We start from the raw sequence: 24272 nt of genomic DNA, 5'->3' as shown, positions 1-24272 counted from the left end.
TCCCTGCCATATTCAAAGGTGCGAATTTAAAGACAAAAACTCGGATGGGTGTGCAAATCTGCAAAAATGCATACCCTGGAACGTGCACCTTTATATACTATCTTTCTATAGTATCTTTCTAGAATATCTTCCTACAGTATATTTACATGTTTCGTGCACAATTCGTACTTATTACCACGGCCGACATTTCCGGTTGCAAAAGGGAGCGAGATAGCTCTGAATATTGAAGATATAGTAAACAAACACGAATCGGTTTTGAAAAAATATAGAGGACTCTATGATTTTGCAGACTTGCTTGCAACTTTTCTCGTCCTTTATGTCCTTTTCATGCTTTTTAACATGCGAGATTTATTCCTAATGTTTAGCACCTTCGAACCTTATACCGGCGCAAAATACAATATTCTGGGTTTCGGAGTTATTTTTGAAACGCTCGGGCTTATTTTCCTGGCTTTTGCTTTCTCCCTTATCCTCACAGCCATAAGGCATTACAGAGCTGAAAAGAAAGATGCTATTTCCCTTCTAGAAGAGACACACCCTGTGCTCAAGGAGAGGTTAAGGACCGCCTATGATAATCGGAATACGGACAACATCATTGTCCGGGATCTTATAGGCGGGGTTATAATTGATTCGAAACCTGTGAAATCCTCATCCTTTCTTAACAGGAGAAAGCTTGCAAAGAACCTGCTTGTAATAGTGTTCGCGGTTTCTCTTCTTGCATACGTTGCCGGAACCGGATACCAGACAACTATCAGCCCCACTGACCTTAACGGAGTGATCGAAAAAATCCCCCTTGCCTCGGATTCAAATACCGACCTCTTCCCTGTAGAGGAAAATGGCGGGACATCGAATAACGACAGCCAGAAAGACCTCTTTGGAGAACCTGCCGTTATTGTGGTGGAAGGCAAAGAAGTTGATCTGAAGATTCCTCCGGGTGCAGGCCAGGGCTTTACAAGCCAGGAAGAAGGAAAACAAATGAACGAATCATTTATCCAATCAGACCTTGTAAACCCGGAAGCGGTTGCTTCCCAGGCTTATTATGAAAATCTACCTGAAGGATACAGGAATGTTATCCAGAGTTATTTTGAAGGACTTGCAGAAGAATAATTTAGAAAATGTATCTGAAATTAAGAAAATGCATCTGAAAATGGACTTATCTGATTCAATTTAATCGAAAGTTATCTAAAAACAGTTTTTGAATAACAGGCTGTGTTCTGGATGGTACACTGTTGCAGGAGCAAGTAACATCCGGTAGAAAGCGGGCTTCAAGATCTGCGAAAACAGCAAATTAACAGGTGAAGTAAATATGAGTGAGAATAATACGGACTCTGGGCAAGCTGCCACGACCTATCAGAACGCAGGCAGGATTTTCAAAAATTTCTTTGAAGAAATAGGGCACGTCATAGTAGGCCAGAATAAAGTAATCGAACAGATTATGATTGCAATTCTCTGTGAAGGACATGCCCTCGTGGAGAGTAATCCAGGGCTTGGAAAAACCCTTATGATCTCTACTGTTTCAAAGGCTATGAACCTGAAATTCAGCAGGATTCAATGTACTCCTGACCTTATGCCTTCTGACATCATAGGGACAAATGTTATTGAAGAGAAAGAAAACAGAAAAGAATTCAGGTTCTCCCCGGGGCCGGTTTTTGCAAATGTCGTCCTTGCGGATGAGGTTAACAGGGCGTCTCCGAAAACTCAGTCAGCCCTGCTGGAAGCTATGCAGGAACAACAGGTAACAGTAGGAAATGATACCTTCCTGCTGGACAGTCCCTTCTTTATCCTTGCTACCCAGAACCCCATAGAAATGGAAGGCACATATCCCCTGCCTGAAGCCCAGCTCGATCGTTTTCTCTTAAAAATCCTTGTAGATTACCCCTCCTATGAAGAGGAAATGGAGATAATAAACCGATATACGAAATCCGAAACCCCGAAGATTTCCAGGGGCCTGGATAAGTCCACCCTTCTCGATTTGCAGAAACTCACCAGGCAGGTCCCTATCTCCGAGGAACTCAAGCAGCGCGTCCTTTCTATTGTCGGCATGACAAGAAAAGACAAAGACCATATCGAGTACGGGGCTTCTCCCAGGGCATCCATCGGTATTATCCTTGCTGCAAAAGCCAGGGCCCTTATAGAAGGCAGAAATTTCGTAAGCAAAGAGGATATTGATTACATGGCATATCCGGTTCTGCGCCACAGGCTTATCCTGACTTTCGAAGCCGAAAGAAGTGGGATGACCCCTGACCAGGCCATTGAGGATATTCTCAAGAAAGTAAAGTAAAACCTGAGCATGGGTGATGGCCAGAAACCGAATTATAGGGTTGATGGCCAGAAACTGAACTGTAAAATTAAGTTTAAATGACCCTGAAGGGGTTTTCCGGGTCCGGGATAAACCGGACTTTTTGATTGACGATCCAGAATGACTCGCACAAAACAAAAAATCGAAACGGACTTTTTCAGGCAGCTTGACCGCTTTACATTCTCTGTCCGGAAGCGGGTATCGACAGTTTATGCCGGAAATCGTCCGTCCACCCGAAGCGGACACGGCATAGATACCATCGGGTTTAGAGAGTATGACTCTAGCGATGCCTTAAAAGACATTGACTGGAAAGCCTATGCGAGGACTGAAAAACTCTATGTGCGGCAGTTTGAGGAAGAGAAAACCCTTACAACCCATATCCTTCTGGATGCCAGCAAAAGCATGGATTATCCTGAAAAGGGGACTTCGAAGTTCGAATATGCTGCAATGCTCGCTGCAGGCTACGCCTACATGGTAACAAAATATAACGACAGGTTTGCAATCTCCACGTTTACACAGGAAGTTGATATTAACAAACCCAGCCGTGGAAGAAAAAGCCTTTTACGGGCGATTGATAGGTTGACAGAGCTCCAATTATCCGGTGGGACTTCCATAGGGGAAGCAGTCCTAAAGTACAGCCGGGAAATCAAGTCCAGGTCTCTTGTAATCCTTATCTCGGATTTTCTTCAGGACCCTCAGGCAATAGAAACAGCAGTTTCCAGACTATCTGACCACGACCTTATTCTGATCCAGGTGCTCGATCCCACGGAAAAAGTGCTCCCACTTAAAGGAAACAGCAAACTTGTAGACCTCGAAACAGGAGAAGAGATCAGGACTTATGTAAGTGAAAAATTCAAGGAAAGGTATATTGGAAAGCTTGATGACCACAACGCAAGGATCAAAAAAGCCTGCATGAAGGCAGGGGCCGAATTTTATACCTTTACAACCGACACCCCTATTTTTGATGCTTTTTACCATACTATCAGGAGAAGGAGGCGCTAAAAATTCCTTTTGAAAACCCATTTGCTCTTGCCGCTCTCCTGAGTGTCATCCCGCTTATTATTCTTTACATGCTCCGCCCAAAACCAGCGGTGCTTTCGATCCCCTCACTCATGTTTGTCCTTAAACTTGAGAGGGAAAGAAAACGGGTTTATGCTTCGCTCACTAAAATCGTGCAGGACCCGCTTTTCCTGATTCAGCTCCTGATGCTGATCCTTCTTTCCATTGGGGCAGCAGGTTATTACTATAACTCGGAAGAGCCTTTGAACGGAGAGCATACAGTGCTCATCCTTGATACATCTGCAAGTATGCAGGTTGATTCCCGCTTTGAGGATGCGGTTGGGATTGCTGACGACTATGTGAGTAAGAAAAATAGCATAATCCTGGCTTCCGATACACCTCTGCTTGCCCTTGAGGGAGGAGACGCATCAGCTGCACACGATATTTTCAAGAAGGTCAAGCCAGCAGCCGGCACTGCCGACCTGTCTGCAGCAATTACCACAGGTATGCGTCTTCTCTCCAGGGAAGGAGGAAGAATTATCATTATTTCGGATTTCACCAATTCGAAGGGAGACGATCCTGTTGCCTCCAAAAACCTGGCTGAGTCTTATGGGATTGAGGTCAATTTCGTAAAAGTGGGAAAGCCTGCTGATAATATAGGGATTATCAATGGCTGGATCGAAGCCGCTGACGGAAAATATGGCTATACAGGTGTAATTAAAAACTACAGGGACCATAACGAAAGCGTTGAGATCGAAACCGGCAGAGGAACTTCAGGAAATGCTTCTACGTCTTTTTCCCTTGATGTCCCTGCAGGCGAGACAAACCAGTTCACTCTGGAAAATCTGGGGCCAGGAATCACAACAGTTCGGCTTAATGTAGAAGATAGCCTGCCTGTTGACAATAAAGCCTATATTTCTATTCCGGATACCTCAGAGCAGCATATACTCTATGTTACTGATAATGGGAAATTGCCTTCAAAAACTGCACTCTCACTGCTCCCGGATAGTAACCTGACGGTCTCGAAATCCGTGCCTGATGAACTTGACAATTACACACTTGTTGTACTTGCTCAGAAAGAAACCCCTATTGCCAACAACTCGGTCGAAAGAATTGAAAGCTATGTCAGGAATGGGGGCAATGCAGTCTTCATTGTAAGCGGCGCCCTGGTTCCCGAGAAAACTGAGGTTGACCTGATCAAGATCCTGCCTGTGAAGCCTATAGGAATCGAGGAGGCAGAAAACGGACTTGGAGTTAAGGAATCTCTGCAGAGCAGCATTACGAAGGATATTAGAAGTGATGAAATCTCGGTCCGCAAATATCTGAATGCAACTGAAAGGACCGGCTCGACAACCCTGGTAACTCTCGAAAACGGTGTCCCTGTACTAAGTTACTGGCAGGTAGGCAAGGGAACTGTTTTCTATATGGGATTAAGTGATGAGTTAGGAGAAAATTCCTGGAATAATTTCCACAACCTTCCTGAGTACCCTGTCTTCTGGATTAAACTTGTCCAATGGCTCGGAGGGGCAGGAGATATTTCCGAATATAATCTGAATACAGGCACATTGACCTCCCTGTCGAAGACCGAAGAAATCAAAACTCCTTCAAAGACTTTTACTTCAAACCATATCCTTTTTGATGAGGTTGGGGTTTACGAGATTTCAGGGAAGAAAATTGCAGTCAATCTCTACAATGACAAGGAATCTAACACTACAGTCGATGCCTCGGAATTGATCCAACGGGCTGTTGCGAAAGACGGACCAAAACTTGTGAAGGCAGATTCCTATACCGCCAAAAATGACATTACCGATTATCTCATAGGAGTTATGTTCCTGCTCATACTACTTGAAATCTTGATCATACGCGGGAGAGGTGAATTATGAACATATCCCTTGAACGCCCGGAAATGCTCCTCCTCATAATTCCCGTTATAATTGCCGGGTTCTATTTCCTGCGGAAGACAAAAACGAAACTTGTAGAATGGAGGATGCTTGTCGCTGTCCTCCTTGTACTTGCTCTGGCTGCTCCCTTTACTACGGTTACACAGACTACTAGTGAAGAAGATCCATCACTTGTGTTGGTTCAGGACCAGACAGCAAGTATGGGTATTTTTCCTGAAGAAACTGGCACCGAACTGTATAAAGCCCTTACAGCCAACACTCCCACAACTTTAGTTCAGCTAACCGGGGATAAAACGTTTCTTGGAGATACCATTACCCAGTATGCAGGCAGCGGCAACCAGATAGTGCTGGTCAGTGATGGAAATAGTAATGCAGGAAAGAGCCTTGTCGATGCCCTGGAGCTTGCAAAAGAAACCGACACTCCGGTTTACCTTGTCCAGCCCGAACTTAAGGCAAATGACCTGAGCGTCGAGGTTATCGGGGACAAAACAGTTGTCGTGGATAACCAGAACGAGTTTGAGGTAGTTGTCCGCCAGGCTTTTGAACAAAATATCAGTTATTCTCTTGAAGTGTCTGTGGACGGGGAGCTTGTCCGAAGCGGACCTTTTTCTCAGAATACTCGAAACTATACTATTCCATATAATCAAGATTTCACCACTCTCGGCGCTCACAATATCAGTGTAAAGATAACCCCAGCAGGGGAAGACCTGAACAGCATTAACAATGAGTTCTCCAAATCCGTGTACGTAATTCCCAAACCGAAGCTTACTCTTGTCACGAGTGAGCCTGATTCTCCCCTTGCTCAGATTCTTAATAGCCTTTATAATGTTTCTGTTGCCAGTAGTTACCCCGGAGCAGGTGTTCTTGAAGGCAGCAAAGTTCTGGTGCTTGACAATCAGCTTATAAGTTCCCTTTCCGAAGCCCAGATGAAAGAAATCAAAAATTATGTCAGCAATGGAGGCGGGCTGGCTGTTGTGGGAGGAGACAAAGCTTATAACTACGGAAGTTACCTCAATTCTTCTCTTGAGGAAATCCTGCCTGTGCTTTCAAAACCTTCCGAATATAAGGGAGGAAGAAACCTTGTCCTGATCCTTGACATCTCTCCAAGTGCAAGGGATCACGGAGCTCAAGGGGATATCCTCGGAAATGCTATATATATTATCCGTAATGAAAACCTCAGAGATGCAAATGCTGCGGCTATAGCTTTCGGAAGCAAGGATTATGATATTTTTGGAGGATTTTTGTCTTTGGGGCTTCCTCAGAACCGGGCGATTATGGAAGACAAAATCTCGCGGTTGACCAGCGACGAACAGAGCAAGACTTCACTTGATCAGGGGCTTATAGGCGCAAAACAGATGCTTGCAGGCAAAGATGGCGAACTTGATGCCATTATAATTTCGGACGGAGGAATCGAGGAGTCCTACGAACCAAGCCTTCAGGCTGCAAAAGACCTGCAGAAACTCGGTGTAAACCTGTACTTTATCCATGTACACTCGGCAGCTCCTTCGCAAACTGATAAAGCCAGAAATTTCTATGCTGAGATGTTAATGAAGGAACTTGGACTTGAAAATAACTATAAGCGAATCAATGTGACAGAAACTGGTCAGGAGCCAGAAAGGGTAAATTTTGATTTTGGGACAACTGAAGAGTCTCCGGAAGAAGAAAAAGAGAATGAAGAAAATGTAACGCCTGATTATTCTCTCTATGCTTATTCTCCAGATAGCTTCATCACGAAAGATGTAAACCTTACTGCCAATATTACAGGATATAATGATGTGACCCCAAAGGCAGGAGCTGAGCGCCTGGTTATTACCACGACAGGAAAGCCTGTGCTCACCACATGGCGCTTCGGGCTCGGTAGAGTTGCAGCCCTTACCACGGACAATGGAGAAGGTGAAGGTTCTCGCTGGGCGTCTGTTCTTTATAACGGGTCGAATGCCAAACTTATTTCAGGCACTACGAACTGGGCAATAGGAAACCCGAGAGCTGAAGAAGGGGCTGTCCTGGACGGCCCGGATACCTGGCTCGGAACTCCTTCCGACCTCATTCTTACGATGTACGATGAGGGAATCCCGCAACTGAAACTGGACGGAAGCCCCCTGGATCTTGCTCTAACCGGAAGGAACACATATGAGGCAAGCGTAAATCCCGAAAATATCGGAATTCACGATATCTCCGGCTATCCGCTTGCGGTAAATTACCAGCTTGAGTTCAGGGATATCGGGCTCAATAAGGATATAGAGCCTCTTATCCTTGCAACCGGAGGGAAAATTTATAATGAGAAGGATGCAAGAGCCCTTCTCCTGAAAGATGCCAGGCAGAACTCGGAAAGGCAATCAAACGAGCCAGTAAGCTTGAAAATATATGTGCTCCTTGCAGCTCTTGTGCTCTACCTCGGTGAAATCATTGCCAGGCGCATAAAGGAAATGAGAAAATTCAAGAATATGCAGGGGGAGATTGAAACAGAAGCTTGAGAGCCCATTACGGGCTTTTTTTCTACTTTTGTCAGGAATGAAAACCCGGAATTGAGAAGTCTCTGAAGTTTCACCTGCTTTTTTCCCTTTTATTTCTGTTTGTTATTTTTCTCATAGTTCTCTCCCCTACATTTAAAAAAATATTTCACCGACTACTCTTTGGAAAATCTTAAAATCGCAGGATAATCTGTGAAAAATTGTTATAAATATGCTAGAAGATTTAGGGTTATCTGCCCGAAAAAACCGGCGAAAACCGGCACCATAAGGTTATCATCAATTTTATTGACTGCAGTTTCCGTAAGGGTTGCAAAAAAAGCCATTATCAAGGAAACAATAGGGTTCCCGATAATAAGCAGCCCTATAAAAAAATCAATCGTAAATTCGGAAGCGGAACCTTCAATTGATTTATCGTTTTTAAATATTTTTTGAAAAACTCTCCTTTTTCCATAGAATTTTCCTATAAGGGCTGCAGCCAGATCCCCGAAAGTGGTCATAAGGACTGCTGCATATGCTATTTCTTTGGTGAAGAGAGCTATTACCGAAATTGCTCCGAGCGCAAAGAATATGTGGCCTCCTAAGCGGTCGGCTTCATGCTCCCGATACATTATGTAGAAAAAAGGTATTCTCACGTCGTGCTCGAGCCTGAAGTAGTCAAGAATGAGAACCGTTACAAGAAAAGACATCAGTACCCAGAGAACGACTTCTTTTCCGAAAAATTCATAGATGAGCACGATCAGGGTTGAGACCAGGTGCACACCTTTTCTCCGGGCTTCAAGGAAAAATTCTCTGGAGGGCATTCTAGAAGGAGTTTGTGAGGATGAAATATAAATATATCTTTATCAGGTTACAAAAGATCTTCCTTACAGGCTGATTAATTTCAGGAAAATCATCCCCGTTATTTATTTAGCATTATTTAGTTAGCATTTTCCTGTGCAGTGCACAGGAGTTTTGCCTGATCAAAATCTTGCCTCAGGTGTCCTTTTTGAGTTCGGCCGAATCCCCAGTCAGTTTTTTAGGATCTCCTATCGGCTTAGAATTCTCGGTCAGTTTTTTAATCAGATCCATGTCCCTAAGTATTTTCAGGCTCATAATGCCTCCTAGAAGCATATTCATATGGTATGTCAGAGCTCTCCAGGCAAGCACTGTAATTCCCAGGACAGGCGAACTTACGAAGATTAAAAAGATAGAAGCCGCTCCTAATTCCGCGACCCCACTTGCCCCGGGCGTTGCGGGAACTAACAAGATCACTGTCAGTAGCACCTGAGCTGCAAAAACGATAAGGAGAGAAGGTTTTTGTGAAAGACCCATGAGGATAAAGACAAGCAGGGAAAAGTCCACAATCCAGAAAAGAAGAGTATAAACCATTCCCCAGAGAACCCCTTTTCTTCCTTCCGAAAAAAAGATCCTGACACTATCATGGAAATGATCAATTTCCCCATCTATCTGGTCCATGAAATGAGAAAACGCATTATCGGTCCGCTTTCCAAAAAAAGGAGCAAGCTTGCCTGCAATCCTGTGAATTATATGTTTTACTTTTTCGGGTTTCCAGATTCCATAAATAAAGAACATGAGAATTGTAAAAACCAGAGAATTTGCTATTAAGAAAGCTGCATCGAATTTATAATTCAAAAGCATATCTCCCAGAATATAAAGGGCAAAAGGCAGGGAAGAAAATATAAATAGAGCATCAAGAAGGCGCTCACCTACAACGATCGCAGTCGCCCTACCCAGAGGAATCCCATTTTTATTCAGAAGATGCATTCTCAGCAGATCTCCCCCTGCACAAGAAGGAGTAATTCCAGACACAAAAGTGCTTGAGATGACTATTTCGGTTAACTTCATTACGCTAACTCTATAACCAAGAGCTTTACAGAGAGCCCGGGTTCGAAAACTCCAGATAAAGTATAAAAAAATGTGAGAAAGAGCTGCAGCCAGAATATATTCCAGTTTGATATTCCTCAGAGCCTCAAGAGTATCGGAATCAAAAGTCAAACCAGTAACCAGGACAATTGATACCGCACTTATGATCAGGGCTGTAATAAGCCATTTTTGGTATTTGTTCATGACAATCTATATGAATTTTTTTTGGCAGAATTGCCTTCTAGTTGAAAAATTTTATTTCCCAATATATATTAGTTGCAGAGCAAGCATCTATGGCGTGCTGGTTTAAATTATTATGTATATGTTTGAGAAGTTATTGGGATAGTAATTGAGAACCAGCTCAAAAATAAGTGAACGATTCCGGGAAAACGAGAGATAATTAAGGAAGGTATACACATGAAAAAAGTTAGATTTGAATTAGACTAAACCTGCTTGTCTAAACAAATTAAGCTGAATTCAAACCCTCTAAATTCAATTTGGTTTTGGTTTCGGTTCTTTTAAACGTGTATTTCAGGAGCCTTCGTTGGTAATGTCATAATCGGAATTGATTAAAGTATCTTTTATGCTTGAGTTGTTATCTATCTTGACTTCAGGCCAGACTTTAACTCCGGAATGTATTGTCGAGTTATTTCCAATAATTACTTTATGCCCTATAACGGTTCCATTTTCAAGGAAGCAGTGTTCTCCTACAATTGTTTCGTCTGCTACCACACCGCCTGAGATATTGGAATCCTTTCCTATGGAAACATTATCAAAAAGGTAAGATGAAAGAATCTTTGCATGATCATCTATGTTGCAGTTCGAGCCTATAACACTGTAAGGCCCTATAAGGACATTGTCGCCGATTGTTGTGTTTTCCCCTATAACTATTGGCCCTACAAGGGAAGAATTCGAACCTATGGACACGTTGCTTCCTATGGATAAGGGGCCTTTTATTCTTGCGTTTCTGGTTGTAAAATTCCCCTCAATTGTCGTTCCCGGAAGGGCGTCGAGCATCCAGCGTTGGGCCTGTCTGTAAGCTGCCGAACTTCCTACATCAGTCCATTTTCCCCGAACAAGCACTCCATTGATTTTTTCGTCGGCAGTAAGCAGGGAGGGAAAGAGATCTTTTGCAAAATCGTATTTTTTGTTTTCAGGTATCCATTCGAAAATCGAAGAGTCGCAGACATAAATGCCTGTGCTTGCAAGGTTACTGAATATCTGGCCTGCTTTCGGTTTTTCAAAGAAGCGGTGGATCCGGTTATTAATATCCATATCCGCAATTCCAAATTCTCTGGGGTCATCAATAGAAATAAGTCCTATGGTCACAAGGGCATCGTTTGTTTCATGGAAACGGTACATTTCTCTCAGGTTGAGGTTAAGGACGTGATCTCCACCGAGCACAATAAATGGCTCGTCTTTCAGGTATTTAACGGCATTTTTAACCCCGCCTGCAGTTCCAAGCTTTTCTTTTTCATATACGTAATCAATATGCACCCCGAACATGTGCCCGTCTCCGAGCTGTTCTTCTATCCGCTCTCCCATATACCCCAGGGTCATGACTATTTCATTGAACCCTTCTCTTGAAAGATGCTCAATCAGATGTAGGACTGATGGTTTATTAAGAATCGGTATGCTCGGTTTAGGGTGCTTGAATGTCAGCGGCCTGAGTCTTGTCCCTGCCCCTCCGCACATGATACATGCTTTCATGTTTTCTCAAATGTTATTATATGAATATATCATTAACGATCTGTGGTCTTTATTTGAGAGATTATTGATGACGGTTATCCAGAACAACATCTTCTTTTCTTTCTACCTTGATTTCCCTTTTCCCTTCATACTCAGAGACGGTGCCTGTTAAACCGATCAGATCCCCTTCCCTGATTGACATGTTCAGCGCTTCAGCACCTGCAGCTTTCGGGATAAAAACGCTAAGGACTTCGGAGTTGCAGTTCACCTGTAAAAGCAGGTGTTCCCCTGTATAAGTAAACCGTTTGCTCAGGACTTCAGCTTCAAGGAATACCTTTCCCCCTTCATTGGATTCCCGGGTATACTGTCTGGCTTCTCCGCCGGACTTTTGTCCGGAGTCTGCAAGTTCTGATCCGAAACAAAGATACGCTGTCATAAGAGAAGATAGTGTCATAAATAACAGCATTACCATGACTTTCTCTTCCTTTTCCATAACTCACCACCTATTTTGCGGGTTCTGGAATAAGCTTACAATTGAAACAAGTTTTATTTCAAGAATCAGGGTTTTGCCTGCAAGTTCATGGTTGAAGTCCAGAGTGGCAGAAGTTTCTGTGGAACTGAGCACTTTAACCTCCTTCCCTCCGGGCGTTAGGATTTTTGTTTCAGTTTCAGGAGGAAACTGTAGCCCAAGCCTGGAGAGAGGTATATCCTGAATAAGATACTTCTTATGTTCTCCGTAGGCATCTTCAGGTGAGATTTTAAGGGTTTTTTCTTCTCCTTCTTTCATTCCGAGAACGCCCACATCGATACCTTTTATAACCTGACCTGTATATGCCCTGAAAAACAAAGGCCTGTATTCCTTTTCTTCACAATATATTCCTGCTTTAATGGCTTTTTCCTTTGACGTGGTATCGAAGACTGTCCCGTCCTCTAATTTTCCAGTGTAATCAATAAGAAGATAATCTCCCTCTTTCACAGTACGAAAATTTTCCATTAGCTTTTTCCCCTCAGTATTTTCCTTTCGGCACTTCAATCTCCCTAAAATGTTCTATTGTGCCGAAAGGACGCATAACTCTAAAATAAATTCTACAAACTCTCAATTTGATTTTCAAGAACTTAAATTTATTCTATAGAGACGAGTTTTATATCAAAAACCAGGGTCTTACCTGCGAGCTCGCGGTTGAGGTCAAGAGTAACATGCGTGTCATTCACGGCAATTACTTTGAACGGATTTCCGTACATATCTCTAAGTGTTTGCCCGACTTCTGGAGTTTCGGTTAGATTTAATTCTTTTATAGGAATTGCCAGGATCTTTGATTTGTCGTATTCTCCATAAGCTTCTTCAGGTGGGATTGTGATAGTTTTTTCTTCTCCCACTTTCATCCCGATCACACCTTCGTCAAAGCCCTTGATCATCTGGCCTGTCCCAGCCACAAATGTTAGAGGAGTGTAAGTCCTGTTAGAGTCGTATGTACCAGCCTGCTTTGCAACTTCTTCTATCGAAGTGTCAAAAACCGTTCCGTTTTCGAGCTTTCCGGTGTAGTCTACCTGGACGGTGTCTCCAGTTTTTACTATTCTGCTGTCTCCAGTCTCGTTTACGTTCCCTTTATCCGTGCAACCGCTTCCAAGGAGTATGCTTCCAAGGAGCAGTATCGATATGAATAAAATTGCTCCGTTCCGGACTTTCATTCTTTTCATACCTCCATGGAAACTACTTTGACTTCGAATATCAGGGTCTTGCCTGCAAGTTCGTGGTTAAAATCCACAACAAAATTTTTCTCGCCTACTTCTGTGACAATGCCTTTGAGGCCGGTTTCTGTCACCAGCTGCATTCCAACTTCCGGATTAAAATTAACAGCTTCAACCGGCAGTTCCCTTAAGAGATCTTCTATGCACTCGCCATATGCTTCTTCGGGTGGAATTTTAAGAATTTTTTCTTCTCCTACTCTCATCCCGACAACCCCTTCGTCAAAGCCTTTTATCATCTGGCCTGCGCCAACGGTAAATGTCAGAGGTTGATAGCTTCTCATGTCATTGTAGATCTCTGCCTCAACGGCTGCTTCCTTTACGGATGTATCGAAAACGGTGCCATTTTCAAGTTTACCTACATAATGAACGGAAATGGTATCCCCATTTTCAATTTTTTTGCTGGAATCATTTGTTATATCCTCGGCCATAAAAATCAATAAAACAAAAGAGAACATGTTAGATAAAAGTGCTGATAAATAAAAAGCCAGAAACCGAGTAAATAAGGATTTCAGGAATTGGAATATGCAGAAATCCTTAAAGCGTTCTCTTTTTAAGTTTTGATTTGAGATTGAGGATTTTTCAGTTCTTTTTGATACTCAATATATGAGTAAACAACTGTGAACCCGGCAACAAACAGCGCAGGCACAATAGTGAAAAAAAATGCAAGTTTAGGGAAAAAAACTCCAAAAATAGCAGATATCCCTGCAATCCTGAATAATTTTCCTCCTAGCCTATTAGTTTTTCTCCAGACTCTGTCGCTGCTGAGGGTCCAGGGAGTCCTGATGCCGATGAACCAGTTTCTCTCTGCATTTTCCATAAGAACCCCTATGTAGTAAAACAGAAGCCCTATTCCCACAGGAAACACGGCATTCGGGCTAATTCGGATCCCTATGTTCCAGAGCAGTACCTGGAGATGAACGGCAATCAGAAAAAAAATCAAAAGAAATATAAATCGGTCATAATACTTCCTGAATTTTGCTATATTTTCTTTCTTCGGGTCGATTCTTGGAATTACCAGAAACATAATTGCAAGTCCGGTAATCACTAACGGCATGAAAAAGAGCCCCCAGAGCTTCGACATATAACCGTTTACCTCTCCCTGAGAGTCCCAGTGAGTTGCCATCTGTTCAGGCACCAGCGGAAAAAAATAGATTGAAATTATGAAGGAAAGAAAAATCAGTCCTGTAATTGTGACTTTGGTTTTGCGCATGCAGACTATTAAGATTTTTCAAATATTTAAAAAATGTGGAGGCTTAGAGGTATGAGGATACTTTAAGGTATCTCAGGGATACGGCGGGAGTACCTGGCCTGAAGTGCCTTTCATCCTGTTCGGGACCTTTATCCTGCATGTGAGGAAGATTTATCAGACCTCATACTGAGTCCACCTATTAATGCTGCAATTCCACCCACCTACAATAAGAGAGAAAACATATACCCAGGGAAGGATAACAGCGCCGGCAAGAGGATTAAGGAGCAAGAGTATGCCAAGGATAATTGTCAGGAGCCCGAGGACATCCATTCCTATACCCCCTCCCTTAAACGCCCAGGCAAGTTTGAACCATATATCACACTCCATACCCCGAGTAATATAATAAGAAAGGTCAGGATGACAAAAGGGCTTAATGGATATGCGAACACAAGAATCCCAATAAGGGTCCCCATGATACCCGAGAGGATTTTCCATCGTGGATTCTCCCTATCCCCCAGTATTGACCGTGCCAGGAGGTTAGCTAAGATACAGACTGGTTACGCCATTTGCGATTTGCTGCGGAGTTTATAAACAAATAAAAAGATCAATCTGAATGATTCGCAAAAATTGGAAATATTGGGGGAATTCAAACTCACTGAATCCTTCCTTCTCTACCAGACCCCACGATAGAACTAAAAAGAGATAGAGGAACGTAATAGACTAAAGAAATCGATATAATATAGAATATGTGACCTCAAATTTTTTCAGTCAGTAGATGAATAAAACTCATTTACTCTTAAAAACTCCCTTAATTGACGCTCAGATAAAAAATACTTTAATTCCCTATAGTTTACTTTCCTTATACAATTTTGAAGGTAAGAATTAGTTCCTTTATTCCTTCTATTTTTTGGCTAATTTTCACATTTTATCCTTTACTAACAAAGGTTTAAAGTATGATTTCGTGCATAACAGTGTAATAAAAATGAATATGTCGTGGGTAGTTATGGTAACAAGTCAAGAAAGACAGAAGACAAATCTGGCCAGAATGAAACAACTAATGAAAGAAATTGAAAGCATAACAAACGACTTTGATCTAATCGCCGAATTACATGGGCTTATGAAAAAGCAGTATTCACTGTCTCTAAAATGGCATCTGATCGTATTTAAAAGTGAAGTTGATAGAAGTTTATGGTATCTGGAAGACATAAGAAAAGAAGAAATTGAAATAGAAAAGAGAAAGCGGAGGCAAAGAAAAGAGCCAACGGAAGGACAAAAACAAATTTACTGTAAATCCTCCGAGATACTCAGCGAGCTTAGACTTGATTACCACATGGCGTATGATACGGAAACAAATCAATATAAATGGTTAAAGTGCAACACTTCTAGAAACATAAGAGCAAACATTTTTGCAATTCCAAAGTCTATGATTGGAGATGGTAAACTCCAATGGAGTGAAGAAGTGAAACGAAAATGGGGAGAAGACAATATTGGACAGAGAGAATTAATGGAAAGGAGTATTCATAATGAAAAATATCTCAAATCAGGGTACACCGAAAAATGCTGAACCACTCACCTATATATATTTCCCCCGGGTAGCACGTTTCGTAAATTATATTATTAATTTTGTCTTGAAAACCTGTTTTACGTATGAGTAGTGTTACGTTTTCAAATTATTTTTATCCAAAAACCTTGTTTTTTGTTTCCATTAACACTTTATGAATGAGCATGAAAAAAGTATAAAAATAGTAGTGCTCTAGACTGTCAAATATTTTTAAGTGGACCGGTCGGGAATTGAACCCGAGGCCTCTACCATGCCAAGGTAGCGATCTACCCCTGATCTACCGGCCCATATCAGGCTCTGCTTTATCAGCATTCCCTCATACACTCAATATCTTATATAAAACTGTCGCCAGTCCTGCTCGGCTTCCTGTAAATAAATTTTTGGATCTCTGAAACTAAAAATATTCAAGCAAAAGTTATAAGTAGTAAATTGAGTATTAAAAGTGTTGTCTGATTGGGACGCTTTCCCGAAAAAGCCTTTCAAGTCTGATAAATCGAAAAAACCTGATATATGGGCCCGTAGCTTAGCCTGGTGGAGCGCACGGCTGATAACCGTGAGGTCCTGCGTTCGAATCGCAGCGGGCCCACCATAATTTAATAATCTCTTTTCCAGAGAAATTTAAGGTTTTATAACTGCATTTACCCTTCAATTAGGGCCCGTAGCTTAGCCTGGTGGAGCGCACGGCTGATAACCGTGAGGTCCTGCGTTCGAATCGCAGCGGGCCCACCACATTTTCTTTGAATTTCTACCACATTTCTTTTATTCTGTTGTCCGATTTTATGAATCCTTATTTTTCTTTCGCTTTTAGATTCTCTTAATTTTATATTTAGGATCCTCTTCTTTTAGCGTTGGTTAACGAATTTTATGCATAACTTCGAATACCACGTATAGCGATTTTCCAACTGAATTCTTAGATATATGGCATAAAAAATAACACTTTTTGACGTTTTAAACCTTAACCGAATCCAAATGGGATCCTCTTATATTCAATCTGCCATATTCTATCTACCGGTTTCTATATTTTATTTTCATACTTTACCCATCTCTTTATTTACGTATATTTTTTATAATCATTTTCTCTTTCTTTCCTTTTACTAATGAAATTTAACTCCGTAACTTATGAGTGGCTTATAGTTGAAGATATGATTAAGCTCTGAAAATTAATCGAGATCAAGTTCTCAGACAGGGAACATAAGTTCAGACAAGAAAAAATAAACTAAGACAGGAAAATTAAATTTTAACGAAAGATGCTTTTGAGAAAAGAGTTGTTAATAAGGAATATTTATTGAAGCAAAAGAGTTGGCAGTTAGTAAAAAGTTGGGGTAGGGATGAATCCCCTTCAAGACAGGACGGCTTTGAATAGTAAGAGTCAAGATACTTTCTTGTATGAAACTCGCATCGAGTCCCAGGGCCATTCTATTCCCTATCATAAATTTCAGGCAATGTGCTTCAGGCGTTCGATATTCCTCAGCACAAGTCTACTTTCGGCTATGATTTCTTCTTCAATCTTACTGACAATGCGATCCATTGGGACTATGAGCCTGTACAGCTTTATCGGTCTGCCCTTACCTTTTGATTTTTTTTCTTCCCGAATATTAATCCAGTTGTTTTCGCGGAGGTAACGCATTGCGACACTGACTTCAGGCTGCCTCAGGCCTGATATCATTTCAATGCTCTGGGAAGAAATTTCCCTTCCTTTTGCAAGACAGGTAAGAGTAAGAGCAATTGGCCTGCTGACATTGATTCTTCTGAATAATTCTATCATTTCATATTCGCTTGATCCCATGGTTATTGGGGTCTCATCCTTTAGGTTAGCAAATTCTATAGCTAAACCACGTTCATCTACCATTTAATCACCCGAAGAACGATTATAGAGTCAATTAATATAAATATCTACTTATGTTTCAGTTTAATATTTATCGATTTATACTCATATTTGAGAGTGTTTTTACTGTTTAATCGTTCTGGATGCACCCAGCAGATGCTGTATATTGCTGTATATATTTATCGGTTCAGGTTTACAACTTCGGTTTTCTAATGTGAAAATATTTGCAAGTTGCCATGAAATTCTTTAAAAAACTCCAATCTGCCCTGAAAATAGTAACATTCAAAAAAAAAGAATTCGACATTGAGGAAGACCTGAAATGAGCTACAGTGTTTTTTTCAGCGTTAGCTTACTAAAATTAGTTGGATGTGAAAAGAAGCTGTAGAACCCTATTAAAGTGAAATTTAATTAAGCTCGCGAGACGCACTTTTCATATCTACTGAAATGTTTCTTTTTGGTATACTTTTGTATTTTATACTTTGTATTTGAAAGATTTCAGTTTTGTATTATTAAAATTCAGTTTTGGATGAAAAAAGAGATGTTATAAGAATGTAAATAAAGTTTGAATTACTTTATATTTAGATATGATGTGAGAAACTATTTCCGGGTTAGGACCGGGATATTATAATGAGAATAAAATTTTCCTGTAATTTTTATGAAAAATGCTTCTGATATGTCAGCTTCTAAATCGACTTTCAGGAAAGATTCTTAAGGCGTTCTATGTTCTGGAGCACGGCCTTACTTTGAGCCATCACGTTTTCTTCTATTGTGTCAACAATTGTTTCCATTCGGACAACTAGTTTGTACAGCTTAACCGGCCTGCCTTTGCCCTGATTCTTCTTTTCTTCTCGCATGTCTACCCAGTCATTTTCGCGAAGATAGCGCATTGCAATGCTGACTTCAGGCTGTCTCAAGCCTGATACCATTTCGATACACTGGGAAGAAATTTCTTCTCCTTTGGAGAGGCACGCAAGAGTGAGAGCAACTGGTCTGTTGATATTAAGACTTCTCAAAAGCTCCACCATTTCGTATTCAACCTCTCCCATTTTAAAGCCGCTGTCCTCTAATATAAACCCATCATCTGCCACAACTATCATCTACCGTTTATACCGAAAGAATAACTTCCACTTGCTTTCGATATCCTTTTTTATCCAGTATTACCAGATCAATAGAAACATATTATTTTAGATAAGTTATTTTCAAAGAGTTATTTATTGCCTTAGAAAATATATTTCTATTTATATGAGTTTCGGATCTGTGGGAGTATCTCACAAAATCTGTTTTCCTCAGTTGATTTAAATAATAATAATAATAATACTTTCTCCATATATATAATTATATGCCTATAAAAGAGTTCTTACAATAGGAGGTCCTAAACTCTTATACATTAATACCCTGGAAAATACAGGAAGAAAAATAAGTTATAGAGTCCAGATTCCTGCAAGCTTTTATTTATATAGAAGAAATGCATTTCTTATTATAGTATTTCTTTGTTCAGGAATATAATTATAATCAGAATAAAGTAGAGGGAGAGTTTAAGTGTACGTTTCTCTCGAAAAATGTCTCTTTTGGGTTAATATTTGTTGTATTCTTTCCTTTTTGTGACAATATTTTTATTATTCTGGTAAGTATTAAATACAAATCCCTGAAAGATTTAGTATAATGAATGCTGCCCTGGACAAAACCGCTGTATTTATCTGCCATTGCAGTGGGAATATTTCCGAACATATTGATATAAATTATCTTAAGAAAACCCTGCAGGCAGAAGGGGTTCCAGTCTTCGATTACGAGTATCTTTGTTCAAGAGAGGGACAGACCCTGATCAAAAATAAGATCTCTGAAGGGAACCTGGACCGGATAGTTATAGGCTCGTGTACTCCTTCCAAACATGGCACTCTTTTTAAAAAATGTATTCAGGAGGCAGGACTTAACAGAGCAATGCTCGAAATTGCAAACCTCAGGGAACACTGTGCCTGGGTACATCCAGATAAAGCCGAAGCTACTGAAAAAGCTCTCTCACTTCTTCGGGGAAAACTCAGACGCCTGGAAAATATCGAGCCCCTTGAAGAAATAAAAGTTGACATCGCTCCACAGGCCCTCGTTATTGGCGGAGGGATTGCAGGGATAACTGCGGCAGTGAACCTTGCAGATAATGGAATTTCCACCTACCTCGTTGAGAAAGATTCCAGTATAGGTGGGAATATGGCAAAAATAGGCAAGGTCTTTTCTCCTGACAAGCTTGCGGAAGAGTGCGCAATGTGCTCACTTAGCCCACTGATGAATGAGGTAGTAGCTAACCCGAAAATAACCCTTCTAACCTGGACTGAGGTGGATCGCTTAAGCGGAAGCGCCGGCAACTTCACGGTCAGGCTCAGGAAAAAACCGAGATACGTGCAGGATAAATGTACCGGCTGTGGTCGATGCAGCCATGTCTGTCCTGTCCTGGTTGAAAATGAGTTCAACTGCGGACACATGGACAAAAAAGCAATTTCCCTGCGTTTTTCCCAATCAGTGCCGAAGACTTACTGCATAGATCCTGATCACTGTCTGCAGCTGAATGGTGAAACCTGCGGAAAATGCGCAGAGGTCTGTAAATCCGGAGCAATTGATTTTTTGCAAAAGGAAGAGATTATTGACCTCAATGTTGGTGCAGTTATTGTTGCTACCGGCTTTGACGAGTATGATGCATCCCAAAAACCTCAGTACGGGTACGGGATTTTCAAAAACGTGATGACGCAGATGGAACTCGCCAGAATGCTTGGAATTAACGGCCCTACAAAAGGGATGCTGCTCAAGCCTTCTGATTTCAGCATGGCTTGTGAGGCTGTCCGATCTTCAACAGGCACTTGTGGAAGTAAGAATTCCTCTGACAATCCTTCTGACAACTCAAATGGAACCGGAACACCTAAAAGAATAGTTATGATCCAGTGTGTGGGTTCGAGAGATGAAAAAGAAGGTGGAAATCGTTACTGTTCCAGGTACTGCTGCATGGCAGCCCTAAAACACTCGAGCCTGATACTCAAAAAATATCCAGGCACAGAAATAACAATTTGCTATATTGATCTGCGAGCTCTTGGTTTCTACGAGAATTACTATCGCGCAGTCCAGGATATGGGAGTCAACTTTGTAAGGGGAAGACCTGCCGAAATTGTGGAAAAGCCGGATAAGAGTCTTGTTGTAAGAATTGAAGATACCCTGGACCAGAGGATAAAGGAGATTCCTGCAGATCTCGTTGTACTCTCTGCAGCCATGATCCCTTCCAGAGGGACCAGAAAAATTGCCAGTGTACTGAACTTGAGCCAGGACGAAAGTGGCTTTCTTAAGGAGAGACATTCGAAATTGAAACCTGTAGATAGTTCACTCGACGGGATCTTTGTCTGCGGCACTGCTCAGAGCCCTAAAGATGTTACAGACACTATTTCCCAGGCAGGGCTTGCAGCGGTAAGAGGAAGGGCCTTTATTGCGGACAGCCCAAAAGCACTGGTAAATGAAATTCCGACTATAAACCAGCTTCTCTGTGCTCAGTGTAAGGAATGTCTCAAGTGCCCGTTTGATGCTTTTTCTTTAAAAGAGAATGGAAAGATTGTCGTAGACCCGCTGGTCTGTACAGGCTGCGGATATTGCACTGAACTCTGTCAAAACGGGGCTATTCAGATCGCAAGCTTCACGAAAACTCAGCTAAAAGCCGAAATTGAGGGTATACTTAAAGAGGGAGACCTGCTTGGCTTCGTAAACAGCGGGATTGCATCCTTGACCTGCGATAATATAGGAAATAGCGTGCTGAGCTATCCCTCAAATGTCAAGTTGATCAAGGTACCCACAAACCTTGTTGTGGACAAAGATCTGCTACTTCACGCCTTCAAATGTGGGGCATCTTCTGTACTCTTTATTGAAGATCCCCCTGACAGCCCTAAAGCCGAGATTGTATATCCTTTAACTGTCAGCCATTTCGAGAAATTAAAAAAAGAGCTGGGAGATTCAGGAAACCGGCTCTATTTCAAAAAAGCTTATGTTCCAAATACAAAAGGGCTTGCAGGCACTTTTACCAGCCTTGCCCGGGAAGGAGAGATGATCAAATGATGCCATATGTAAACGAATACGATACTCCGGAATGTAAAACTCTTGCAGAGACTGCAAAGAAAAGCATCCGGACACCCGATTCTCTTGGGCTTGACCGCTGCATCCAGTGCGGAGCCTGCACTGCTTCCTGTCCAGCAGCCCGCTTTACTGATTACAGCCCTCGCCAGATCGTGAAAAAGGTACTAGAAAACGACCGCAGTGTGCTTGAGTCCGAAATGATATGGTCTTGCTTCTACTGCTATTCCTGTAACCTGCGTTGTCCCAGGAATAATAGCCCTGTAACAATTGTACAGGTGCTCAGGCAGATGGCTATAAACGAGGGCATAGGGGTTGAGAAACTTGCCTACTTCCTTGAGATAGGAGAATATCTTGCCGAGAACGGAGCCAGCAAGATTCCGGGCCCCGGAGTCAAAAATATGGAGAGGGACCTCGGAGAGCACTGGATAAAGTTTAAAAAGAATATTGAATCAATCCGTGTCGAACTAGGGCTCAGTTCCAGGGATATCAGGAATACCCATGGAGAAGTTCAGGCTATTCTTGAAGGAACAGGTTATTTTGAAAGAGAAAAATGGCTCAAAGCAAAGATTCAGGAAAAACGTTTGCATCAGCTCCTGAAGAACCAATGTGTGAAAAAAGAAGACAAGAGCGGAGATTTCAGCTTTGAAAACGATAGAGAATATACCGGACAGGCAGCTCTTATTATTTAAAAGCTGTATGGTCGGGCAGGAGTACCCGGGAGTAGAAACTTCCACTCGTTACGTGTTCGATAGACTTGGAATTGATTACTGTATAAACGATGAGCAGTCCTGCTGCACAGGGATAGGACATTATACTGACATCTTTGAAGGACTGACAACAACAGCTATTGCAGCCCGGAACTTCGCAGTCGCAAAAAGATGCGGCTATCCTAATATAACCTGCCTCTGCTCAACCTGTTATGCCATAAACAAGGAAGCCTGTGAAGTTCTTAACAATAATACCGAGGTCCGGGAAAAAGTTAATTCCATCTTCAGAGAGCACGGCCTTGAAGACCTCGTTTATGAAAAAGACGATATGAATGTAAGGACAAACTTCTACCATGCAGTAGAGATTCTATTAAGTAAGGCCGACAAGATCAAGGAGCAGAAGAAGTTCGACTTCTCAGGGGTCAAAGCTGCAGCCCACCATGCCTGCCACTACTATAAAGTAAAGTATCTCGATGTCCTCGGCAACCCTGAGAACCCTCAGTTAATAGACACTATAGCCGCAGCCTGCGGAGCCGATATGGTTCGCTGGTACGAAGACCGCACTCTTACCTGTGGGATGGGCTTTTCTCAGCTCCACCTTAATAAAAATACTTCCCTTCAGGTGACAAAGACTAAACTCGATAGCCTTCAAAAAGCAGGCGTAGAGCTTATGATCCATATGTGTCCGAATTGCCATATCCAGTACGACCGCTACCAGCCAGTTATTGAAAAAGAGTTTGGCGTAAAATATGATATGGTGCACATGAATATTGCCCAGTTCGTAGCCCTTTCCATGGGCGCTGACCCCTACAAAGTATGCGGCTTCCAGACTCATTCCGTGCCTCTAGAAGGATTTCTGGAAAAGTACTGCCAGTAAAAGAACTTTATTACATCTGTAAGCTGCAATAAATATGAGTTTTGAGTGTGCTTAAAACTTCGCCTGTATAAGAATTCCATTCTGAATTCAGAGGGGGATCTTCTATCTCAGAATATTCATTTGAGATTTCCCCAATAACTTATAAAATAAATTGATATAGAATTAGACATATATTTTTTGATATGTTGGGTAAAGATCATGTTTCTATAACACTTGGAACAGTATTTCCATTTACGATTCCACTGATATTTTCAGAGAACTCGCAGCCTGTATACGCCCTCTGTGTACTTGTGGCTGCTCTCATAGGCTCGCTGGCACCTGATGCAGACAGTGATGGAAAGCCCAAGTTACACTATGATTTCAAAATCATTTATTATATCATGGTTCCTCTTCATAAGCTGATAGTTTTTTCTTTCAGCTTCTTCAATTTTAAAGAAAAAATGAATCTTGAATACGTAGTAGAGGAGCAACATAGAGGCGTAATGCATTCTCCGATTGGGGTATTCATAAGTTCTTTTTTACTCACTCTGTTGACAACAATAGTTGGCTATTTTATTTTCCATGAAATAAATGCTACTCTTATAGGTTTCTTATTTTTAGGTTTGATATCTGGTCAATTCTTACACCTACTCGAAGATTCCTGCACGGTTTCCGGCATCAAGTGGTTATTTCCATTTGGGACCGGTGAGTTAAAAGGTAGTATTTACACAGGTAACAAAATAGAAGGAAAAAAGGATATCAGGCCTTTTTTATACAGAGTTTTCCTATTGTTTTTCTCTGCAATACTGTTGATCTTTCATTCACTGGGAACTATAGATGTAAACGAACCGGCTGTTTATCTCTTTATTTTTGCAGCTGTTACGTTAATATGGGGTTTGATATTTCTTATCGCAAAGATCGATAACGATAACCTATGGATGCAGGATGCTAAAAAGGTACGAGAATTAGAGAGAGCAGTAGATAGAATTGGGAAGCACGATACTGTAAGAAAAAGAAGGAAAAAAAGATACGGAAATTAGAGAGTGGTAGATGGAATTGGGAAGCAAA

The 24272-nt window shown here is 41.6% G+C and carries 21 protein-coding genes and 3 tRNA genes; 12 read left to right on the top strand and 12 right to left on the bottom strand.

Annotation, left to right across the window (positions count from 1 at the left end; all coding sequences use genetic code 11):
* The first annotated feature begins 255 nt into the window (after window positions 1-255).
* From RG963_RS03185 to RG963_RS03165, 5 genes are all read left to right on the top strand, one after another.
* Window positions 256-1104, top strand: a complete 849-nt coding sequence (locus tag RG963_RS03185) for a DUF7502 family protein (RefSeq protein ID WP_310574829.1) — start codon at window positions 256-258, stop codon at window positions 1102-1104.
* Window positions 1105-1303: 199 nt separating this feature from the next.
* Window positions 1304-2278: an AAA family ATPase gene (locus tag RG963_RS03180; RefSeq protein WP_310574828.1), complete on the top strand. Its 975-nt coding sequence runs from the start codon at window positions 1304-1306 to the stop codon at window positions 2276-2278.
* Window positions 2279-2416: 138 nt separating this feature from the next.
* Window positions 2417-3298 carry a DUF58 domain-containing protein gene (locus tag RG963_RS03175; protein ID WP_310574827.1) on the top strand — a complete coding sequence of 294 codons (882 nt, stop codon included), beginning with the start codon at window positions 2417-2419 and terminating at the stop codon, window positions 3296-3298.
* A 2-nt stretch (window positions 3299-3300) separates the two neighbouring features.
* On the top strand, window positions 3301-5178 hold the full coding sequence (locus RG963_RS03170) for a DUF7408 domain-containing protein (RefSeq protein WP_310574855.1): 1878 nt from the start codon (window positions 3301-3303) through the stop codon (window positions 5176-5178).
* The gene (locus RG963_RS03165) at window positions 5175-7670 is read left to right on the top strand and encodes a vWA domain-containing protein (RefSeq protein WP_310574826.1); all 2496 of its coding nucleotides are present in this window, start codon (window positions 5175-5177) and stop codon (window positions 7668-7670) included. The genes RG963_RS03170 and RG963_RS03165 overlap by 4 nt, the downstream gene beginning before the upstream one ends.
* Window positions 7671-7870: 200 nt before the next feature.
* Here the strand turns inward: RG963_RS03165 and RG963_RS03160 are convergent, their stop codons facing one another.
* The 9 genes from RG963_RS03160 to RG963_RS03120 all read right to left on the bottom strand — a co-directional run bounded on the left by RG963_RS03160 (window position 7871) and on the right by RG963_RS03120 (window position 14652).
* Window positions 7871-8467 carry a diacylglycerol/polyprenol kinase family protein gene (locus RG963_RS03160; RefSeq protein WP_310574825.1) on the bottom strand — a complete coding sequence of 199 codons (597 nt, stop codon included), beginning with the start codon at window positions 8465-8467 and terminating at the stop codon, window positions 7871-7873.
* 172 nt (window positions 8468-8639) lie between these two features.
* Window positions 8640-9734, bottom strand: coding sequence for a lysylphosphatidylglycerol synthase transmembrane domain-containing protein (locus RG963_RS03155; RefSeq protein WP_310574824.1), 1095 nt, complete (start codon window positions 9732-9734; stop codon window positions 8640-8642).
* Between the two features lie 327 nt (window positions 9735-10061).
* Window positions 10062-11240 (bottom strand): NDP-sugar synthase, encoded by a 1179-nt coding sequence (locus tag RG963_RS03150; protein WP_310574823.1) that lies wholly within the window; start codon window positions 11238-11240, stop codon window positions 10062-10064.
* Between the two features lie 61 nt (window positions 11241-11301).
* Entirely contained in the window at window positions 11302-11712 is a 411-nt protein-coding gene (locus RG963_RS03145; RefSeq protein ID WP_310574822.1) for a hypothetical protein, read from the bottom strand.
* A 3-nt stretch (window positions 11713-11715) separates the two neighbouring features.
* Complete coding sequence (locus RG963_RS03140) at window positions 11716-12213, bottom strand: FKBP-type peptidyl-prolyl cis-trans isomerase (RefSeq protein WP_310574821.1); 498 nt, start codon at window positions 12211-12213, stop codon at window positions 11716-11718.
* Window positions 12214-12341: 128 nt separating this feature from the next.
* On the bottom strand, window positions 12342-12917 hold the full coding sequence (locus tag RG963_RS03135) for an FKBP-type peptidyl-prolyl cis-trans isomerase (protein WP_310574820.1): 576 nt from the start codon (window positions 12915-12917) through the stop codon (window positions 12342-12344).
* The gene (locus tag RG963_RS03130) at window positions 12914-13396 is read right to left on the bottom strand and encodes an FKBP-type peptidyl-prolyl cis-trans isomerase (protein ID WP_310574819.1); all 483 of its coding nucleotides are present in this window, start codon (window positions 13394-13396) and stop codon (window positions 12914-12916) included. The genes RG963_RS03135 and RG963_RS03130 overlap by 4 nt, the downstream gene beginning before the upstream one ends.
* Window positions 13397-13518: 122 nt before the next feature.
* The gene (locus tag RG963_RS03125) at window positions 13519-14178 is read right to left on the bottom strand and encodes an SdpI family protein (RefSeq protein WP_310574818.1); all 660 of its coding nucleotides are present in this window, start codon (window positions 14176-14178) and stop codon (window positions 13519-13521) included.
* Window positions 14179-14331: 153 nt separating this feature from the next.
* The gene (locus tag RG963_RS03120) at window positions 14332-14652 is read right to left on the bottom strand and encodes a hypothetical protein (RefSeq protein ID WP_310574817.1); all 321 of its coding nucleotides are present in this window, start codon (window positions 14650-14652) and stop codon (window positions 14332-14334) included.
* 562 nt (window positions 14653-15214) lie between these two features.
* On the opposite strand from RG963_RS03120, the gene RG963_RS03115 reads away from it, so the two are divergent.
* On the top strand, window positions 15215-15721 hold the full coding sequence (locus RG963_RS03115) for a hypothetical protein (protein WP_310574816.1): 507 nt from the start codon (window positions 15215-15217) through the stop codon (window positions 15719-15721).
* 212 nt (window positions 15722-15933) lie between these two features.
* On the opposite strand, the gene RG963_RS03110 is transcribed toward RG963_RS03115, so the two are convergent.
* Window positions 15934-16005 (bottom strand) — tRNA-Ala (locus RG963_RS03110).
* Window positions 16006-16230: 225 nt separating this feature from the next.
* Between RG963_RS03110 and RG963_RS03105 the strand changes: the two genes are divergently transcribed.
* Window positions 16231-16307: transfer RNA gene (locus RG963_RS03105), tRNA-Ile, on the top strand.
* Between the two features lie 63 nt (window positions 16308-16370).
* Window positions 16371-16447 (top strand) — tRNA-Ile (locus RG963_RS03100).
* A gap of 706 nt (window positions 16448-17153) precedes the next feature.
* On the opposite strand, the gene RG963_RS03095 is transcribed toward RG963_RS03100, so the two are convergent.
* Both RG963_RS03095 and RG963_RS03090 read right to left on the bottom strand, forming a co-directional pair.
* Window positions 17154-17567 (bottom strand): transcriptional regulator, encoded by a 414-nt coding sequence (locus RG963_RS03095; RefSeq protein WP_310574815.1) that lies wholly within the window; start codon window positions 17565-17567, stop codon window positions 17154-17156.
* 671 nt (window positions 17568-18238) lie between these two features.
* Entirely contained in the window at window positions 18239-18640 is a 402-nt protein-coding gene (locus RG963_RS03090; protein ID WP_310574814.1) for a transcriptional regulator, read from the bottom strand.
* 565 nt (window positions 18641-19205) lie between these two features.
* Here RG963_RS03090 and hdrA point away from each other — a divergent pair.
* From hdrA to RG963_RS03070, 4 genes are all read left to right on the top strand, one after another.
* Window positions 19206-21623, top strand: a complete 2418-nt coding sequence (gene hdrA / locus RG963_RS03085; protein WP_310574813.1) for a ferredoxin:CoB-CoM heterodisulfide reductase subunit HdrA — start codon at window positions 19206-19208, stop codon at window positions 21621-21623.
* Window positions 21620-22330: a ferredoxin:CoB-CoM heterodisulfide reductase subunit HdrC gene (gene hdrC / locus RG963_RS03080; protein WP_310574812.1), complete on the top strand. Its 711-nt coding sequence runs from the start codon at window positions 21620-21622 to the stop codon at window positions 22328-22330. The genes hdrA and hdrC overlap by 4 nt, the downstream gene beginning before the upstream one ends.
* Complete coding sequence (gene hdrB / locus RG963_RS03075; protein ID WP_310574811.1) at window positions 22284-23225, top strand: ferredoxin:CoB-CoM heterodisulfide reductase subunit HdrB; 942 nt, start codon at window positions 22284-22286, stop codon at window positions 23223-23225. Before hdrC ends, hdrB begins: the two co-directional genes overlap by 47 nt.
* A gap of 182 nt (window positions 23226-23407) precedes the next feature.
* Entirely contained in the window at window positions 23408-24244 is an 837-nt protein-coding gene (locus RG963_RS03070) for a metal-dependent hydrolase (protein WP_310574810.1), read from the top strand.
* Window positions 24245-24272: the final 28 nt, after the last annotated feature.

The organism is Methanosarcina baikalica, assembly GCF_031461075.1.
In the GTDB taxonomy this organism is placed as follows: Archaea; Halobacteriota; Methanosarcinia; order Methanosarcinales; family Methanosarcinaceae; genus Methanosarcina; species Methanosarcina baikalica.
Note: the sequence above shows the minus strand (reverse complement) of the source record. Positions and strands in the feature narration are given on the sequence as shown.